Origin of the sequence: Streptomyces sp. NRRL WC-3626 (assembly GCF_000718785.1) — a bacterium.
Lineage (GTDB): Bacteria > Actinomycetota > Actinomycetes > Streptomycetales > Streptomycetaceae > Streptomyces > Streptomyces edwardsiae.
On sequence record NZ_JOCA01000031.1, the window covers coordinates 30,606 to 45,329 of the forward strand.

Below are 14,724 nucleotides of genomic sequence, written 5' to 3' on the forward strand. Positions count from 1 at the left end.
ATCCTGCTGTGCAGGACCTGGGGGACCGACCGAGCGACAAGGAGCGGGACAGTGGCGGTATTGGCACGCTGGTGCTATCGGCATCGGCTGGTGGTCCTGTTGGTGTGGGTGGGGGCGCTGCTCGGACTGGGGGTTGCGGCGAGCGGCGCGGGCACGAACTACGCGAACGTCTTCTCGCTGCCGGACACCGACTCCAAGCGGGCGTACGACCTGATGGAGAAGGCGTTCCCGGAACGCTCCGGCGACACCGACACCGTGGTGTGGAAGGTCGGCGAGGGGTCCGTACGGGACGACTCCGTACGGTCCCGGATCGAGCCGGCGCTGGAGGAGATCGGGCGCATGGCGGGGGTCGGCGCGGTCTCCGGACCGTACGGCGAGCAGGGCGCCGCGCAGATCAGCGAGGACGGGCGGATCGCGTACGCGCAGGTCACGTTCGCCGAGCAGGCCGACGCCGTACCGAAGGAGCTGGTGCAGGACGTCGTCGACACCGCGCAGGACGCGGAGCGTGACGGGCTGGAGGTGGAGCTGGGCGGCCAGGCCATCACCCGGGTCCAGGAGCCGCCCACCGGTACGGCCGAGCTGGTCGGCGTCCTGGCCGCCGCGATCGTGCTGTTCGTGGCCTTCGGGTCGCTCTTCGCGATGCTGCTGCCGATCGTGGTCGCCGTCTTCGGCGTCGGCACCGGCCTGTTCGGCACCCAGCTGATCAGCCATGTCACCGACGTCCCCGAACTCGCCTCGCTGCTGTCCACGTTGATCGGGCTGGGCGTCGGCATCGACTACGCCCTGTTCATCGTCACCCGGCACCGGCGCGGCATCCTGCGCGGCGCCGACCCGGAGGAGGCCGCGGTCACCGCTCTCAACACCTCGGGGCGCGCCGTGCTGTTCGCGGGCGGCACGGTGTGCATCGCGCTCGCCGGAATGCTGGTGACGAACCTGCGGTTCCTGGACGGTGTCGTCATCGGCACCTCGCTGACCGTCGTCCTGAGCGTGCTCGCCGCCGTCACACTGCTGCCCGCGCTCCTCGGACTGCTCGGCCCCCGGGTGCTCAGCCGCCGCCAGCGCCGCCGGCTCGCCGCGGCCGGCCCGCAGACCGAGGCCGTGAGCGGTCTCGCCGCCCGCTGGTCCGCCGGTGTCCAGCGCCGCCCGCGGACGGTGGCCGTCGTCGCCGTCGCCCTGATGGCGGCGCTCGCGATCCCGCTGCTGTCATTGCGCCTGGGCACCGTGGACCAGGGCAACGACGAGGCCTCCACGACCACCAGGAAGGCCTACGACCTGCTCGCCGAGGGCTTCGGGCCCGGCTTCAACGGGCCGCTCCAGGTGGTGGTGGACGGGGAGGCGTCCGACGGTCTGGTGACCGTCCTGGAGAAGACCGACGGTGTCGCCGCGGTCGCCGCCGTGCCGCCCGCGAACGGGGTCAGCGTCATCCAGGTGGTGCCCACCACCTCACCGCAGGACGTGGAGACCGACCGGCTCATCGACACCCTGCGCGACGACGTCCTCCCGGAGGCGGGTGTCCAGGGCCATGTCGGCGGCGTGACCGCCGTGTCCAAGGACTTCGCGACGGTGACCGGTGACCGGCTGCCGCTGTTCATCGCCACCATCATCGGGCTCGGCTTCCTGCTTCTGCTGCTCGCGTTCCGTTCCCTGGTGGTGCCGCTGACGGCCGCCGTGATGAACCTCCTCGCGGCGGCGGCCTCCTTCGGCGTCCTCGTCGCGATCTTCCAGTGGGGGCACGGCCTCGAACTGCTGGGCCTCGGCAAGGAGGGCCCCATCGCGGCGTTCCTGCCGATCATCATGCTGTCGCTGCTGTTCGGGCTCTCCATGGACTACCAGGTGTTCCTGGTGAGCCGGATGCACGAGGAGTGGGTGCACACCCGCGACAACGCCCGCGCGGTGCGCGTCGGCCTCGCGGAGACCAGCCGCGTCATCAACTCCGCCGCCCTGATCATGGTCTGCGTCTTCCTCGCCTTCGTGCTCAGCGGGGACTACGGCGCGGCCATGGCGGGTGTCGGGCTGGCCGCCGCGGTCGCCCTGGACGCGTTCATCCTCCGTACGGCGCTGGTGCCGGCCGTGATGCATCTGCTCGGGAAGTCCAACTGGTGGCTGCCCGCCGGACTGGAGAAGCGGCTGCCGCATCTCGCGGTCGAGCCGGGGGAGGACGCCCCGGAGCCCGAGCCGGTCCCGGGCGGACCCTCCTCCGTCGTCCACGGCTTCGTCCGCGCCGCCGACGGGGAGGCCGTCGAGGGTGCCGCCGTCACCCTGCTGACGTCGGGCGGACGCCAGCTGGACCGAGTGGTCTCCCTCGCGGACGGCGCGTACATCGTCGCCGTACCGGCTCCGGGTACCTATCTGCTCGCGGTCACGGCGAGTGCGTTCGGCTCGCGCGCGGCCCAGGTGACCGTCGCGGACGGGCCGCTGGTGCACGACGTGGAGCTCACGCCCGGTGAGGTGGACGCCGTCAACTGACGGGGTCGGGGCGCTCGTCGCCGGCGGGCGCCCCCTTCTCCTTCTTCGCCGGGTCCGGGAGCGCCTTGGTCATGCCGGGCAGGAACTCCGTGAACAGTTCGTGCACTTCGCGCACCAGCGGCCGCAGCACCCGGAAACGGGCCAGGGAGATGCCGCGCGCGGTGATCCGGGCGCCGCGTTCGGCGAGCCGGTAGCTGCGCTCACGGCCCTTGGTGCGGTCGAAGATCCAGTACAGGACCAGGCCCATCTGCGACAGCCACATCAACTCGGGCAGGATGTCCCGCAGTTCGTCGGGCACCTTCGTCTTCGTGCCCGCGAGCACCGAACGGTGGACGCTGATCGCCTCCACGCGCGCGTGCTCCGACTCGGGGGAGAAGGGGCTGAGCGGGCTGTCCGGGTCGGCGGCGTTCTTGAAGAACTGCACCGCGAACTCGTGGTACGGCGTCGCGATGTCCAGCCACGCCTTCAGCACGCCCGCCAGCCGCGCCTCCAGGTCGGTCTCCCGGCGCAGGACCTCCCGGGCCGCCACCTGGTGCTCGGCGGCGATCCGGTCGTAGAAGCCCTGGATCAGGTGTTCTTTGCCCTCGAAGTAGTAGTACGCGTTGCCGACGGAGACCCCGGCCTCCTTGGCGATGGCCCGCATGGTCGTCTTGTCGTACCCGCGCTCCTGGAACAGCCGCATGGCCGTCTCCAGGATCAGGGCGCGGGTCTGCTCGGACTTGCTGAGGGTGGCGCCGTCGTCGGGGCCGTCGTTCTTCACGGGCACGGAAGGAGCCTAACGCCAGCGGGAGGCGGGCCTACGGTGCGGTGCAGGTGCCCGCCTCGCAGTCCGGCGGGGTGTAGTTCCAGCCGTCGCGCGGATCGTACGTCCACCCGTCACCCCTGCGGTACACGCTCCCGCCCCACCCGGACCGGACCCCGCGCCACTTGGCGGCGGCCAGCACCGCGCCCTTGGCGAGCCGCAGGCCGGACGGGGTGCTCAGCCGGTGGGCGAGGCGCCGGTACTCGCGCAGCGCCCACAGGGTGACGATCCAGGCGTGGGCTCCCCGGTACACCTGCCCGGCGTCCCCCACGACGGTGATCTCCTCCAGCGTGGAGCGGTGGTCGAGGCCGGGGAAGCGGGCCCGCGCCTCCTCCGACGCGGCCGGGATGGGCTCCAGGGGCACCAGCTGCGGCTGGCGCACCAGCCAGTCCCGTACGAAGGCGCACAGGGAGCAGTCGGCGTCGTACAGCACGGTGAGCCGGCGGACCGGGACGCGCACCGCGCCCCGGCCCCGGACGGTGGCCGTCACGCCGCTCACACCCCGGCCGTGGGGGCCGCCCAGCCCTGCGGCGGCACCGGCGGAACCTGCTCGCGCTCCATCATCCCGCGCCGCCGGATCTTGTTGAGCACCCACACGTTGCCCAGGTGCATCACACCGAGCACCAGCAGCACCACGCCGAGCTTGGTCGACAGGGCCTCGAAGATGCCGCGCGTGTCGGTGATCGTGTCGTCGTCGCTCAGGTACAGCGCGACGAAGCCGAGGTTCACGAGATAGAAGCCGACCACGAGGAGGTGGTTGACGGCGTCGGCGAGCTTCTCGTTCCCGTGCAGCACGTCGGACAGGAAGATCCGCCCGTTCCTGCTGAGCGTACGAGCCACCCACACGGTCAGCCCGATGCTGACGACGAGGTAGATGACATAGGCGATGACAGTACGGTCCATGCCCCCCAGCCTTTCTTGAACGCGTTCAAAACGCTGACAGGGGAGACTCTAGACCCTTCTTTTGAACGTGTTCAACTCCAGGGTGGGGTGTGCTGCGTCACGGAACACCGTCACGGAATGCCGAAGGGCCCCGTCTCCGGTGGAGACGGGGCCCTACGGCCGTGCGGCGGGGTGGGTCAGAAGCGGCGGGTGATCAGTGCGCGCTTCACTTCCGCGATCGCCTTCGTCACCTCGATGCCACGGGGGCAGGCGTCGGTGCAGTTGAAGGTGGTGCGGCAGCGCCAGACGCCGTCCTTGTCGTTGAGGATCTCCAGGCGCTGTTCGCCGGCCTCGTCGCGCGAGTCGAAGATGAAGCGGTGCGCGTTGACGATCGCGGCCGGGCCGAAGTACTGGCCGTCGTTCCAGAACACCGGGCACGAGGACGTGCACGCGGCGCACAGGATGCACTTGGTCGTGTCGTCGAAGCGCGCGCGGTCCTCGGCGGTCTGCAGGCGCTCGCGCGTCGGCTCGTTGGTCTCCTTCGTGATCAGGAAGGGCATCACGTCCCGGTACGCCTGGAAGAACGGCTCCATGTCCACGACCAGGTCCTTCAGGACCGTCAGGCCCTTGATGGCCTCGACCGTGATCGGCTTCTCGGGGTTGATGTCCTTGATCAGCGTCTTGCAGGCCAGACGGTTCTTGCCGTTGATCCGCATGGCGTCGGAGCCGCAGATGCCGTGGGCGCAGGAACGGCGGAAGGTGAGCGTGCCGTCCAGATCCCACTTGATCTTGTGCAGCGCGTCGAGGACGCGCTCCTTCGGGTCGATCTCCAGCTGGAAGTCTTCCCAGACCGCCTCGGCGGAGACCTCCGGGTTGAACCGGCGGATCCGCATGGTGACGGTGATGTACGGGGAGTCGGCGAAACCGGGCTCGGGGGAACCGGCCGCGTCCGCCTTGTCCAGAACAGGGGTAGCCATCAGTACTTACGCTCCATCGGCTGGTAGCGGGTCTGGACGACCGGCTTGTAGTCCAGACGGACGGTCTCGGTGCCGTCGGCGCCGACCTCGCGGTACGCCATCGTGTGACGCATGAAGTTGACGTCGTCGCGGTTCGGGTAGTCCTCGCGGTAGTGACCGCCGCGGGACTCCTTGCGGGCCAGCGCCGAGACGGCCATGACCTCGGCCAGGTCGAGCAGGTTGCCCAGCTCGACGGCCTCGAGGAGGTCGGTGTTGAACCGCTTGCCCTTGTCCTGGATGGCGACGTTCTTGTAGCGCTCGCGCAGCTCGGCGATCTTCTCGACCGCCGTCTTGATCGTCTGCTCGGTGCGGAACACCATGACGTTGGCGTCCATGGTCTCCTGCAGCTCCCGGCGGATGGTGGCCACCCGCTCGGTGCCGGTGGAGGTCCGCAGCCGCTCGATCTGCTCGACGACCAGGGACTCCGGGTTCTCCGGCAGCTCGACGAAGTCGGCCTTCTGGGAGTACTCCGCCGCCGCGATACCGGCCCGCTTGCCGAACACGTTGATGTCCAGCAGCGAGTTGGTGCCCAGCCGGTTGGCGCCGTGCACGGAGACACAGGCGACCTCGCCGGCCGCGAACAGACCCGGTACGACGGTGGTGTTGTCGAGGAGCACCTCACCCTCGACGTTCGTCGGGATGCCGCCCATCGCGTAGTGCGCGGTGGGCTGGATCGGGATCGGGTCCGTGTACGGCTCGATACCGAGGTACGTCCGCGCGAACTCCGTGATGTCGGGCAGCTTGGCGTCCAGCTGCTCCGGTGGGAGGTGCGTGAGGTCCAGGTAGACGTGGTCGCCCTCGGGACCGCAGCCGCGGCCCTCGCGGATCTCCGTGTAGATGGAGCGGGAGACGACGTCACGGGACGCGAGGTCCTTCATGACCGGCGCGTACTTCTCCATGAAGCGCTCGCCGTCCTTGTTGCGCAGGATGCCGCCCTCACCGCGGGCGCCCTCCGTCAGCAGGATGCCCATGCGCCAGATGCCGGTCGGGTGGAACTGGAAGAACTCCATGTCCTCCAGCGGCAGCCCGCGCCGGTACACGGCCGCCTGGCCGTCACCCGTCAGCGTGTGCGCGTTCGACGTCACCTTGAAGAACTTGCCGGTGCCGCCGGACGCGTAGATCACGGACTTCGCCTGGAAGACGTGGATCTCACCGGTCGCCAGCTCGTACGCCACCACACCGGCGGACTTCTTGACGCCGTCGACCTCGGTGATCAGCTGGTCCAGGACGTAGAACTCGTTGAAGAACTCCACACCCTCCTTGACGCAGTTCTGGTACAGCGTCTGGAGGATCATGTGACCGGTGCGGTCGGCCGCGTAGCAGGACCGGCGGACCGGCGCCTCGCCGTGGTTACGGCTGTGACCGCCGAAGCGGCGCTGGTCGATGGTGCCGTTCGGCGTGCGGTTGAACGGCAGGCCCATCTTCTCCAGGTCGAGGACCGAGTCGATGGCCTCCTTCGCCAGGATCTCGGCGGCGTCCTGGTCGACCAGGTAGTCACCGCCCTTGACCGTGTCGAACGTGTGCCACTCCCAGTTGTCCTCCTCCACGTTGGCCAGCGCGGCGGCCATGCCGCCCTGCGCCGCGCCCGTGTGGGAACGCGTGGGGTAGAGCTTGGTCAGGACGGCGGTGCGGCTGCGCTTCGTCGACTCGATGGCCGCGCGCATGCCGGCGCCACCGGCGCCGACGATGACGGTGTCGTACTTGTGTACCTTCATGATTTTCGCAGCCCCGTGCCTAGCGGATGTTCGGGTCGAAGGTGAAGATCACCAGCGTGCCCAGCAGGATGGTGAACACCGTGGCGGTGTAGAGCAGGCCCTTGAGCCACAGCCGGGTGTTCGGACGCTCCGCGTAGTCGTTGATGACCGTGCGCAGGCCGTTCGTGCCGTGCAGCATCGCCAGCCACAGCATCAGCAGGTCCCAGACCTGCCAGAACGGCGAGGCCCAGCGGCCCGCCACGAAGGCGAAACCGATCTTGGAGACGCCGCCGTCGAGGACGAGCTGGATCAGCAGGTGGCCGATGACCAGCACGACCAGCACGACACCGGACAGGCGCATGAACAGCCACGCGGCCAGTTCGAAGTTGCCCCGGGTGGACTTCGGGGTCTTCTTCGTCCGCTGGCGCGGCGGCTCGATGACCGGTGCCGGGTTGTCGACGGAGTAGAGCGAGGCGCCCTCGACGGGGCCGATGCCCGAGGCGGTGGTATCAGTCGTGGACATGGTCGTCAGCTCCCGAACACTTCACGAGCGGCGTGGCCGAGCACGGGGTAGATCGCCCCGAGCATGAGCACGACCCAGATGGCGACGACCGTCCAGAGCATCTGCTTCTGGTAGCGGGCGCCCTTGGCCCAGAAGTCGACGGCGATGACACGCAGGCCGTTGAGCGCGTGGAACAGGATGGCGGCGACGAGGCCGTACTCCAGCAGCGCGACGATCGGCGTCTTGTACGTGGCCACGACATCGTCGTAGGCCTCGGGGGACACTCGTACGAGCGAGGTGTCCAGCACGTGAACGAACAGGAAGAAGAAGATGAGGACGCCGGTGACTCGGTGAGCCACCCAGGACCACATTCCTTCCCGGCCGCGGTACAGCGTTCCAGCCGGCACGGAAGTTTCCTCCGGGAGCGGGGGTCGGGGCCGCGCCGGCTTTCCTTGTCGGTCGGGCCCGGCCGGGTACGGTCCACCGGCCCCCAGCATGTTAGCGACGGATGCCTGCGGCGCTTGCAGGGGGCCTGCCGGTGTGATCAAACTGGCACGCTTACGGGCTATCGGGGTGGCATACGGGATGGATTGTCCGGTTGTGTGACGGGTGTGGCGTCGCGAGGGCCGGTCGCGCGGTTCCCCGCGCCCCTGAGGGGCGCGTCCCGTGCCCCCAATGAGGTGAGCAGCCGCTCCTTCGCGAGCTGGCGGAGGTGGTCCGCCGCTACCGCTCGTTCCTCGTCGGGATCGTTGGCCAAACGTGATCGGATGCTTTCCAGGAAGCGGTCCAGGATCTCTTCCCCGGGGACGCCGTCCAGGGAGATCACGAAGGCGTGCCCGAACGTGGACTCGTACGCCGTGTGGGCCGCGGTGAGGGCCGTGTGGGCGGCGGAGTAGGTGTCCTCGGGGAGGACGGGGCGGGGCTCGGCCGTCAGGGCCTCGGTGAGTTCCTTGGGGGAGAGGTCGTACGCCGCCTCGTCGGAGGCCGCGAGCAGGGACGGCAGATCCGGGTAGGGGCGGTGGCCGGAGAGGCGAAGGGCCCAGCGCGGGCTGCGCAGACAGGCCAGGAGGAGGCGCTCGGCGTCCTCGGCCGGACCGGTGTTGAACCGCTCCAGCGCGGACGGCGTCCCGGGCGTGCCGCGGGACTGTCCGGGTATGGCGACTCGGCCGGGGAGGTCTGGGAGACGGTGCGCAGGCAGCGTGGGTCCTCGTGGGCGTCGCGTGTGTGTCGGTGGAAGATGCTGTGACAGTTCTGACGCCACGTTATCGAGTGAGTCCGAGACGTGTCCGATCGGTACCCCGGATTCACCCGGTCGGCAGAGTTTGAGAACGGCTCGATGACGCCCTTCACTCGTTCGGGTCGTACGTTGGCCGGGTGAGTCAGCACAGGCAGCACAGGCAGCACCGGCGGCGCTCCGTGAGGGAGGCGGTGAGGCGGCGACGGGTGCTGGTCGGGGCGGTCACCGCGGGCACGCTGGTGGCCGCGGCCGGTGTGGGCCTCGGGCTCTGGGCCGGCTCGGGCGACGACGGCGCGTCCGGCGGTTCCGACGAGGCCGCCGGTACGGCGAGCCCGAGTCCGAGCCCCACCCGCAGCTACCCGCTGTCCAAGGCGCCGCGCACCATACCCGCCGTACGCGAGCACAGCGCCGAGCGCGGGCCGGGGTGGCGGCCCGCGAAGGACCACCGGGTGGTGGTGGACGATCCCGCGCTGGCCGACGAGGGGCGGCTGACCGCAGGCGAGCTGGGGATGACGTACGCGGGGGAGCGGGACGACGAGCGGGCCGGGGACCTGCGGCTGGAGCTGAACCGGGACGCGGGCGCGAACCCGGAGTCGTACACGATGACCGTGCGGGACGGCCGGGTGACCGTGGCCGCCCCCACCGAGGCGGGCGTGTTCTACGGCACCCGCACGCTCAAGCAGGAGGTGAAGGCGGACGGCGCCGCCCCCGAGGGCGTGGTGCGCGACGAGCCGGCCAAGCGGCGGCGCGGGCTGATGGTGGACATCGCGCGCAAGCACTACACCGCCGGGTGGATCGAGGACCGCATCCGTGAGCTCGGTGATCTGAAGTACAACGAGCTCGGTCTGCACTTCTCCGACGACCAGGGCTTCCGCGTCGAGTCCGGCTCGCACCCGGAGATCGTGTCCGACGACCACCTCACCAAGGCGCAGGTGAGGAAGATCGTCGAACTCGCGGAGAGCCGGCACATCACCGTCGTCCCCGAGATCGACTCGCCCGGACACCTGGGCGCGGTCATCGCCGCACACCCCGGTCTGCAGCTGCGCGACGTCAACGGCGCGGCGGTGCGCGGCGCGGTCGACATCGCGAACCCCGAGTCCGCCGAGATCGTCGACGACCTGCTGAAGGAGTACGCCGGGCTGTTCCCCGGCGGGCAGTGGCACCTCGGCGCGGACGAGTACCAGGCGCTGGTGGTGTCCGACCCCGAGGCGTCGTTCCCGGGGCTGGCCGCCGCCGCGCGGAAGAGGTACGGCGCCGGAGCGACCGTGGAGGACCTCACCACCGGCTGGCTGAACGACCGGGCCGCCACCGTCCGCGCCCTCGACCGCACGCCCCGCGCCTGGAACGACGGCTTCTTCCGCGGCGGCTCCGTGCAGGCCGCGAAGGACATCCAGGTCGCCTACTGGACCGGCAAGGAGATCGGCGCGCGGCAGCCGGCGGAGTATCTGCGCGAGGGCCGCGAGGTCATCAACTACAACGACGAGTTCCTCTACTACGTGCTCGGCGAGCCGCTGACCTTCGTCTACCCGACCGGTGAGCGGATCTACGAGCAGTGGACGCCGCTGGTGCTGCGCGGCACCACCCCCGTCCCGGAGCGCTACGACGGCCAGATACTCGGCGGATCCTTCGCCATCTGGGGCGACATCCCCCGGGCGCAGACCCAGGAACAGATCGCGGCCGGGATACGGCTGCCGCTGGCGGCGACCGTCCAGAAGCTCTGGGATCCGCGCGAACCGGCGCTGTCGTGGGCGGAGTTCAAGGCCCTGGCGGACGAACTGGACTGACCGCGCCGGTTTTGATGCGGGCGGGGCGTGCCCTGGGCCGAGGAGCCGGCCGGCGCCTCCGATCCGATGGCCGAAAACCTCTGCTTCCGGCTGCTCGGCCGGCTCGGCGCGGTGCCGCTGTGACACTCCGGGTGAATCGCACGCAGTAAGGGGAGATGCGGGCTCCGTGGGGGACGGGGCACGTGAGGGCCTCGACGGGGGGCCCGCGAATCATCCCTTGGGGAGGCGTGGATGAGCCTGGTGGAACTGATCGCACGGGCCGACGAGCGCGGGCTGGCCGCGAGCGGGCTGGCTTGTTTGGACCGGTGCGTGCCGTTGCTGGGCGGTGACGACGAGGTGCTGCGGCCGCTGTGGGCGAGCCTTGCGGAGGGTGCGGCGGCCGGGGACTGGGCGGAGCGGCTGGAGCAGACGCGGGGGAAGCTGGGCGCGGTGGCGGGGGGTGCGGACGAGGCGGTGGGGCTTGCTCACGGGATGCTTGCCGCCGCGCCGGGTGAGTGGTCCGCCGCCGCGTTGCGGGGGTGGGCCGACGACTGTTCCGTCGCCGCGCTGCGGGTGCATCGGCTGTTGGACGGGGGCGGTGACGACTCCGGTCTCGGCGATGCCCGTGGTGGGGTCGACACCGATGGGCTTTCGCCGTTGCTCGCCGCTGAGTTGCGGCGCCAGGTGGCGGTGCTGGAGCTTCTTGTCGCCCATGGGGCGGGGGGTTTGCGCGGGGCGCTGGAGGTTTCCACGGAGGGGCGGCGGGTGTTGCGCGCGGCCGTGTCGCGGCGGAGCCGCAGGGATGGGTGAGGGGCCGGTGTGATGGCGGCCGGGGGTGGGTGTGCTCGCCGGCGCTTGCCGGGTGCCGCTGCGCCCACCCGTGCCGCCCCAGCGGCACGATTGCCCGCAGCTGCGGGGTGCGTGTGGTTGCCCGCGGCTGCGGGGGTGCGGGGGTGCGGCGCGGTTGGCCGTGGTCGGCGGGTGGGTGATGGAACCGTTTGGGATTGCGCTTAGCTGGGTGTGACGAGTGCGACGAGTGCGACCACACAGCAGGGGGCCAGGCCTTCCGCCGCGGCCAAGCCGGCCCGCTGGGCCGCGGACGCGGTGGCGGCGATGCGGGAGGGGGCGCGGCTGCGGCTCGACTACTCGGCGCGCAGTCTGTGGAGCGTCGACCGGACCATCGGGGAGATACGCCGCGAGGCGGCCCCGTACGCCGCCGTGGAACTGGTGCTGCGCGGCTTCGGGGCCTACGCCGGCGAGGTGATCGCGCGTCAGACGGGCGGCGAGTGGTCGGCGTACGGCGGTGACCACTGGGTCCGTACGCCCGACGGCCGCCTCTGGGACCCCATCGACGAGGCCCGCCGCTGCTACACGGGCGACGGCTCCCTGCGCCTGCTGTGCCGGGACGCGTCGGACGCGGGGCCCCGCCCATAGGCCGGGGCCCGCACGGTGTGCGGGCCCCGGCCGTCGTCGTCACCGTGTCACGGGGTCAGGGTGTTCCCCAGCCGGAGGTCCGCCGCCAGGCCGAACGAGCCCCGGCCGTAGAACACCGTGTCGCCGTACCCGAGTCCCGAGCCGTTGCTCGGGAGGTAGAGGACCGCGCCGTCCCACGTGTCCTCGCCGTCCGCGCCGAACGTCAGGTCCGCGCGGCCGTAGCCGGACAGGTCCGTCAGCGAGACCGCGGAACCGAACCGGTCACCGGACTCCGTTGCGCCGGGGATGCCGGAGGTGTCCTGGGACACGAACACCGCGCCGGAACCGGTGATGCCGGAGGAGGTGCCCCGGAACAGGATCGCGCTGCCGGCGTCCTTGCGGTTGACGCCGGCGCGGCTGAGGTCCTCGCCGGGGGCACCGGCCAGGACGTCCGCGTAGCCGTCGCCGTTGTAGTCGCCGACCGACACCGACGCGCCCAGGTCGTCCCCGGACTCGTTGCCGCCCGGGACCCCGGTGGTGTCCTGGTGGACCGTCTTCATGCCGGTGGTGGTGAACCCGGACGACGTGCCCAGCAGCATGGTGATCCGCCCGCCCGACGTCGTACCGCCGGACTCCGCGGCCGCCGGCTGGCCGATGACGATGTCGTCGTAGCCGTTGCCGTTGATGTCGCCCGCGGCGAGGGAGCGCCCGCCCTTGACGGAGATGACGCCCGCCTTGGTGAGGCCGGACGCGGAGCCCGCGAACCGGACGACGCGGCTGACGCCGCCGGTGTCGCGGTAGTTGAGGGCGATGTCCGCGTAGCCGTCCCGGTTGAAGTCGCCGCTCGCCGCGTCCAGGTGGGCGAGGGCCCCCGTGGCGGAGGTGAGCGTGCCGGACTTGGTGGCGCCGCCGGTGTGGCGGGCGTTCCAGTTGCCGCCGTTGCCGGGACCGGCGGCGAACACGTCCGCCTTGCCGTCGCCGTCGAAGTCGCCGACGGCGACCGTCGTGCCGAGCTTCGCACCCGTCTCGGTGACACCCGACGTGGTGTAGCCGAAACCGGTGTTCAGCCCGGGGCCGTACATCACCACGACCGAGCCGCGGTCACGGTGACCGCTGGTGTCGTCCTCGCCGGGGACGCCGATCGCGAGGTCGGCGTGGCCGTCGCCGTTGACGTCGCCCCAGGCGGTGGAGGTGCCGAAGGCGTCCCCCGACTCGTCGTTGCCGGAGACGCCGGGGCTGCTCTGCATGAGCGTCCTGCGGGCGCCGGAGACCGGACCGCCGGTGCCGCCCGGGAGCACGGAGACGCTGCCCGCGCCGCTCTTCACCCGCGGGGTGCCCACGGCCAGGTCGGCGAGTCCGTCCCGGTTGAAGTCCGAGGTGGCGAGGGCGTGCGAGATGCCCGGGGTCTTGGCGAGCGCGGCGATCCGGGACAGCTTCGGGTACAGGTTCTTGCCGGGGCAGGCGGTGTTGTTGGTGTCCCGGTGGCCGAAGACCCGCGGGAGGGTGACCGACTCACCCTTGTCGATCTTGTTGCCGGTGACCCCGGCCTCCGTGCCGGAGGTCAGCGTGACCTTGCCGGTCGGGTCGATGCCGTACATGCCGAACTTCCAGGCGACGACCCGGGCGATCGAGTCCATCGCGGCCCGGCTCGGCTGCGCGCTCTCGAAGTTGCCGATGTAGGAGATGCCGAGCGTGTCGGTGTTGAAGCCGACGTCGTGGGCGCCGGTCACCGGCAGGTCCATGCCGCCGCTGCGGCCCTCGAAGATCTGCCCGCAGCGGTCGACGACGAAGTTGTAGCCGATGTCGTAGTAGCCGCGCGCGAAGTGCTCCTGCTGGATGGAACGCATCCGGGCCCGCGAGTCGGCGCAGGAGACGCCGTTGTCGCCGTCGACGCCGGTGTGGTGGATGACGGCGGCCTTGATCCCGGTGCCGTAGGCCGGCGTGCCGTCGTAGTCAGTGGAGGCGCCCCACTCGGCCTGGGTGATGACCGGCGGCTTCACGACCGTCGAGGGGCGGGGCTCGGGCACCGTCGGGGACGGCTCGGGGGAGGCGGTGTCGGTGGCCGTCCCCGACGGGGTGCCGGTGGGCTCCGCGGGGGTGGTCGTGACCGTCTCGGTGGGCTCCACCGAGGGGGACTGCGCCGGCTCCGTCGTCGTCGGCTCCGTGGTCGCGGGGTCCGTCGTCGCCGGCTCCGTGGTCGTCGGCTCCGTGGTCTCCTCCGCGAACGCGGCCGGTTCCATGGCGGCGACCGTCGGCGCGCCCTCGGGGTCGGTGCCCGGGTCGAGGAGCTTGACGTCCATACCGGCCGGCTGGCCGCCGACCTGGGTGCCGGTGGCGTTCACCACGCGCACTTCGACACCGTCCGAGTCGTCGGTCCACACCGACGCCGTACCGCCGCGGGCCGCCGCGCGCTCGCCCTCCGCGCCGTCGGCCTGGCTCGGCTCGTCCTCCAGCTTCTGCCAGCCGGACCACTCGCCGGTCTCCAGGTCCCGGGTGCGCACCTCGGGCGTGCCCTTGGCGTCCGCCTCCGGGTTGTCCCAGGTCACCAGTACCGCGCTGAATCGTTTCGTCGCCTGCCGGTCGAGACCCCGGCGGCCCGCGCCCCGGTTGTCCAGCTCCAGCGTGTGGATGCTCGGCTCCCGGGCCTTCGCCCCGGCGGGCGGCTCCGACGACGGGCCGGCGACCGCGTAGGTGGCGACCCCGGCGCCGCCGACGACGACGGCTCCGATGGTCAGCCAGGCCCGCCGTCTCAGGCTGAGCGGCTTGTACGCATGGGTCCTTCGAGGACTCACTACCCCACCCCTTGGAATGCAACATGGACACCACCTGTCCCACAGGTGGCATTCATCCAGCGCCGGGCGGGCACCGAACGTCACACATGGCCCCGGACGTCCCCCGCGCCGTACGGGGCCCGTGACGAGCTGTGACACTTTCGTGGCGGCGGACGCT

At 71.0% G+C, this 14,724-nt stretch carries 13 protein-coding genes; 4 read left to right on the forward strand and 9 right to left on the reverse strand.

The genetic code is table 11. From position 1 onward, the window contains the following. Window positions 1-60: 60 nt before the first annotated feature. A complete protein-coding gene (locus IF28_RS0133800; protein ID WP_030228740.1) occupies window positions 61-2,466 on the forward strand; it encodes an MMPL family transporter in 2,406 nt (801 codons plus the stop codon). Here the strand turns inward: IF28_RS0133800 and IF28_RS0133805 are convergent. From IF28_RS0133805 to IF28_RS0133840, 8 genes are all read right to left on the reverse strand, one after another. After that, on the reverse strand, window positions 2,459-3,232 hold the full coding sequence (locus IF28_RS0133805) for a TetR/AcrR family transcriptional regulator (RefSeq protein WP_030228742.1): 774 nt from the start codon (window positions 3,230-3,232) through the stop codon (window positions 2,459-2,461). The two genes, IF28_RS0133800 and IF28_RS0133805, sit on opposite strands and share 8 nt — an antisense overlap. A 31-nt stretch (window positions 3,233-3,263) precedes the next feature. After that, entirely contained in the window at window positions 3,264-3,767 is a 504-nt protein-coding gene (locus IF28_RS0133810; protein WP_030228745.1) for a thiol-disulfide oxidoreductase DCC family protein, read from the reverse strand. Beyond that, window positions 3,764-4,171 carry a hypothetical protein gene (locus IF28_RS0133815; RefSeq protein ID WP_030228747.1) on the reverse strand — a complete coding sequence of 136 codons (408 nt, stop codon included), beginning with the start codon at window positions 4,169-4,171 and terminating at the stop codon, window positions 3,764-3,766. The genes IF28_RS0133810 and IF28_RS0133815 overlap by 4 nt, the downstream gene beginning before the upstream one ends. 176 nt (window positions 4,172-4,347) lie before the next feature. After that, complete coding sequence (locus IF28_RS0133820; protein WP_030228750.1) at window positions 4,348-5,127, reverse strand: succinate dehydrogenase iron-sulfur subunit; 780 nt, start codon at window positions 5,125-5,127, stop codon at window positions 4,348-4,350. After that, window positions 5,127-6,881 (reverse strand): succinate dehydrogenase flavoprotein subunit, encoded by a 1,755-nt coding sequence (gene sdhA, locus IF28_RS0133825; RefSeq protein WP_030228753.1) that lies wholly within the window; start codon window positions 6,879-6,881, stop codon window positions 5,127-5,129. Before sdhA ends, IF28_RS0133820 begins: the two co-directional genes overlap by 1 nt. 19 nt (window positions 6,882-6,900) lie before the next feature. Further along, window positions 6,901-7,383: a succinate dehydrogenase hydrophobic membrane anchor subunit gene (locus tag IF28_RS0133830; RefSeq protein ID WP_030228755.1), complete on the reverse strand. Its 483-nt coding sequence runs from the start codon at window positions 7,381-7,383 to the stop codon at window positions 6,901-6,903. A gap of 5 nt (window positions 7,384-7,388) precedes the next feature. Beyond that, a complete protein-coding gene (gene sdhC / locus IF28_RS0133835) occupies window positions 7,389-7,769 on the reverse strand; it encodes a succinate dehydrogenase, cytochrome b556 subunit (protein ID WP_078621622.1) in 381 nt (126 codons plus the stop codon). 158 nt (window positions 7,770-7,927) lie between these two features. Then, the gene (locus IF28_RS0133840) at window positions 7,928-8,560 is read right to left on the reverse strand and encodes a 2-oxo-4-hydroxy-4-carboxy-5-ureidoimidazoline decarboxylase (RefSeq protein WP_420713804.1); all 633 of its coding nucleotides are present in this window, start codon (window positions 8,558-8,560) and stop codon (window positions 7,928-7,930) included. Window positions 8,561-8,808: 248 nt separating this feature from the next. Here IF28_RS0133840 and IF28_RS0133845 point away from each other — a divergent pair, with 248 nt between their 5' ends. The 3 genes from IF28_RS0133845 to IF28_RS0133860 all read left to right on the forward strand — a co-directional run bounded on the left by IF28_RS0133845 (window position 8,809) and on the right by IF28_RS0133860 (window position 11,796). Then, window positions 8,809-10,383 (forward strand): beta-N-acetylhexosaminidase, encoded by a 1,575-nt coding sequence (locus IF28_RS0133845; RefSeq protein ID WP_030228762.1) that lies wholly within the window; start codon window positions 8,809-8,811, stop codon window positions 10,381-10,383. 231 nt (window positions 10,384-10,614) lie between these two features. Next, complete coding sequence (locus tag IF28_RS0133855; RefSeq protein WP_030228765.1) at window positions 10,615-11,172, forward strand: hypothetical protein; 558 nt, start codon at window positions 10,615-10,617, stop codon at window positions 11,170-11,172. Between the two features lie 210 nt (window positions 11,173-11,382). After that, a complete protein-coding gene (locus IF28_RS0133860) occupies window positions 11,383-11,796 on the forward strand; it encodes a hypothetical protein (RefSeq protein WP_030228767.1) in 414 nt (137 codons plus the stop codon). A 47-nt stretch (window positions 11,797-11,843) separates the two neighbouring features. On the opposite strand, the gene IF28_RS0133865 is transcribed toward IF28_RS0133860, so the two are convergent. Further along, window positions 11,844-14,567, reverse strand: a complete 2,724-nt coding sequence (locus IF28_RS0133865; RefSeq protein ID WP_030228769.1) for an FG-GAP-like repeat-containing protein — start codon at window positions 14,565-14,567, stop codon at window positions 11,844-11,846. Between the last annotated feature and the right edge of the window lie 157 nt (window positions 14,568-14,724).